The 3,373-nt window shown below is 52.8% G+C and carries 3 protein-coding genes; 2 read left to right on the forward strand and 1 reads right to left on the reverse strand.

Annotated elements, in window-relative coordinates; genetic code table 11:
* Positions 1 to 399: 399 nt before the first annotated feature.
* Together HA41_RS19280 and HA41_RS19285 are read left to right on the forward strand one after the other, a co-directional pair.
* Positions 400 to 1,188, forward strand: a complete 789-nt coding sequence (locus HA41_RS19280; RefSeq protein WP_094122096.1) for a formate/nitrite transporter family protein — start codon at positions 400 to 402, stop codon at positions 1,186 to 1,188.
* Between the two features lie 112 nt (positions 1,189 to 1,300).
* A complete protein-coding gene (locus HA41_RS19285; protein WP_094122097.1) occupies positions 1,301 to 1,654 on the forward strand; it encodes a YfeC-like transcriptional regulator in 354 nt (117 codons plus the stop codon).
* Between the two features lie 36 nt (positions 1,655 to 1,690).
* Here the strand turns inward: HA41_RS19285 and gltX are convergent, their stop codons facing one another.
* Positions 1,691 to 3,106 (reverse strand): glutamate--tRNA ligase, encoded by a 1,416-nt coding sequence (gene gltX, locus HA41_RS19290; RefSeq protein WP_094122098.1) that lies wholly within the window; start codon positions 3,104 to 3,106, stop codon positions 1,691 to 1,693.
* Between the last annotated feature and the right edge of the window lie 267 nt (positions 3,107 to 3,373).

Raw genomic sequence — 3,373 nt, forward strand, 5'->3', positions numbered from 1 at the left:
CCTGCATGCCATGCAGGCGCTCTCCCAGCTGAGCTATAGCCCCGAACCGAAAAACTGTCGCGTTAAGCGACGGACGGCATAATATGAAACCCCCTCCAGGGTGTCAACGGCAAAATCACATTCTGTGTCTGATCGCTGAAAAAGGCGGCAACCTCAGCGGTTTCAGCAGCATGGCTACAGACCAAACGTGACCAATCGGGACCGATCGCTTTTTTATGTTATTCAGACAGCCGTCAGGTTAAACCAGGGTTAAATATGTTATAGGAATTTTCTTGTCATCCTCTTTTCCCCATGCAAAACTTAGCGCGCTAATTAAGTGGTCACCGGGACTCTCTCCCGCCAGCCGCGCGTCCACCAGGCGTTTACCGTCCCATTAAACATAAAAACTATAGAGATACTATGTCGCTGCATACACCAAAAGAAATCGCACAACTGGCGATTCAGGCGGGCGTGGCTAAAAGCCGTGCGCCTGTCAGCATCCTTCTGATCCTCGGCTTTATGGCTGGCGCCTTTATTGCTACCGGCTTCCTGCTGGATCTGCATGTGATTAACTCTCTGCCTGCTGACTGGGGTTCGTTCGGCGGCCTGTTGGGCGCAGCGGTCTTTCCGGTCGGTTTGATTCTGACAGTGCTTGCCGGCGGCGAGTTGCTGACCGGCAACATGATGACCTTACCGGTTGCCTGGTTTGCCCGTCGTATTTCGTTTTACAGCGTGGCGCGTAACTGGTTTTGGGTGACGCTGGCTAACTTTCTCGGCAGCGTGGCGGTGGCCTGGTTCTTTGGTCATATGCTGGGCATGACTGAAGGCGATTATCTGAAGAAGACGGTCGCCATCGCCTCTGCGAAAGTCCACGCTGATTTCCTGCACGCTTTTATTTCCGGCATCGGCTGTAACTGGCTGGTCTGTCTGGCCGTCTGGCTGGCATTCGCCAGTAAAGATGTGGTCGGTAAAATCTTTGGTATGTGGTTCCCGGTGATGGCCTTTGTTGCTATCGGTTTCCAGCACGTTGTTGCCAATATGTTTATCATTCCGGCTGCCATCTTCGCCGGTCAGATGAGCTGGGCAGAATACTTCCCTAACTTCGTGGCAGTGTTTTTAGGTAATGGCGTAGGCGGTGCGGTTTTTGTTGGCCTGGCCTACTTCCTGGCGTTCCGCCCGACGGTTGAACCTGCCAGCAGCGTGCAATAAATCAACACTTGCCTTTTGTCGAGTGACAAAAGGCAATTTCACCTTGAGTTACTTTCACCCGTTACGTTTTGATGTAATATGTATTGCTAATGTATTTAACAGGGATAGCATCGTGAAAAAGGAATGGCTCACTCCCGAAGAGCTGGCAGCGGAAACAGGTTACAGTCGGCAAACGGTGAACAAATGGATCAAGCGGGAGAACTGGACTACCACGCCGAAGCCCGGTGTACAAGGCGGTAAAGCTCGCCTGATCCATATTGATGAGCGTGTCAAAAATTTCATCCAGTCAACGCGCAATCTGAACGAACCCTCAGCAACCTACAGTACACCGCCTCAATCATTGCCTGCGTTATTAATAAGTTCCGTTCAGCAAATGAGCCAGACAGAGCAGGATCAGTTCACCGCATTAATCTTACGTGAAGGGATTAAAGGTGTTTTGCAGCGGCTGGGGATTAGCGAAGAGTAAAAGAAACCGGAAGCGTGCTGCTTCCGGCTGGTTTATTTAGGCCTGCGCTTCGCGCTCACTGATAAAGGCCAGTGCCTGATCGATGCGCGCTACGCTGCGGCTACGACCAATCGCTTCAACAGTGACATCCAGACCAGGTGACTGACCCGCTCCCGTAACCGCCACACGCAGTGGCATCCCCACTTTCCCCATCCCCACTTCCAGCTCATCTGCGGTGCTCTGAATCGCCTGATGAACGTTTTCGGCTGTCCAGTCGCTGATGGCTGCCAGCTTGTCACGCACCACTTCCAGCGGCTGACGCGCCACCGGACGCAGATGTTTCTTCGCGGCGTCGGCGTCAAACCCGGCAAAATCTTCGTAGAAATAACGGCAGGAAGCGGCCATCTCTTTCAGCGTTTTGCAACGTTCGCCCAGCAGGCCAACCAGCTTCGCCAGTTCCGGACCGGTGCGGGTATCAATTTTTTGCTCTTCAATATGCCACTGCAGATGAGTCGCGACATATTCTGGCGGAAGCGCATTAATATAATGGTGATTCAGCCACTGCAGTTTTTCTGTATTGAAGGCACTGGCAGATTTACTCACCGCATCCAGCGTGAACAGCTCGGTCATCTCAGCAACGCTAAAGATCTCCTGATCGCCGTGGGACCAGCCGAGGCGAACCAGGTAATTCAGCAGCGCTTCCGGCAGATAACCATCATCACGGTACTGCATCACGCCGACCGCGCCGTGACGTTTGGAGAGTTTCTTGCCGTCATCACCGAGGATCATCGATACGTGCGCATAAACCGGCACCTGCGCGCCAATCGCCTTCAGGATGTTGATTTGACGCGGTGTGTTGTTGATATGATCTTCACCACGGATAACGTGAGTAATTCCCATATCCCAGTCATCCACCACCACACAGAAGTTATAGGTTGGTGAACCGTCGGTGCGGCGGATGATCAGGTCATCCAGCTCCTGGTTGCTGAATTCAATCGGACCGCGGATCTGGTCGTCAAAAATCACCGAACCCTCTTGCGGGTTGCGGAAACGCACAACGCATGGCTCGTCGGCGGCGTGATGCTCATGACTGTCACGGCAGCGGCCGTCATAACGCGGCTTCTCACCATCCGCCATCTGCTGTTCACGCAGGGCTTCAAGACGCTCTTTCGAGCAGTAGCATTTATAAGCTGTGCCCGCTGCCAGCATCTCATCAATTACGGTGTTATAGCGATCGAAGCGTTTGGTCTGGTAATACGGGCCTTCGTTCCAGTCGAGGCTCAGCCAGTTCATGCCATCCATGATGGCTTCAATGGCTTCCGGCGTGGAGCGCTCCAGATCGGTATCTTCAATACGCAGCACAAACTCGCCCTGGTTGTGGCGGGCGAAGAGCCAGGAGTAAAGTGCGGTACGAGCGCCGCCCACATGTAAATAGCCGGTAGGGCTGGGCGCGAAGCGAGTTTTGATTTTCATTGAGTATTGCCTTAAATGCGCGGGTTCTCTGTCTGGATGACAAAAAACAGGTTAGACGCGAAATAGTGGGCACATTCTAGCATCTGGCGGTGAATCCTCAATGCGTGCCCGCCGCCTGCGCCCCAGGAAAAGGGCCTTTTCTGCCAGTAAAACCAGCACATTGGCTAAAAGCGCCACAGGATGTTTAAAAATAAACCGAACGCACATTTATGTTTTAAAAAGCGTTGACTCAAAATCTACTATCCCTATAATGCGACTCCACACAGC

This window comes from Pantoea conspicua, assembly GCF_002095315.1.
Lineage (GTDB): Bacteria > Pseudomonadota > Gammaproteobacteria > Enterobacterales > Enterobacteriaceae > Pantoea > Pantoea conspicua.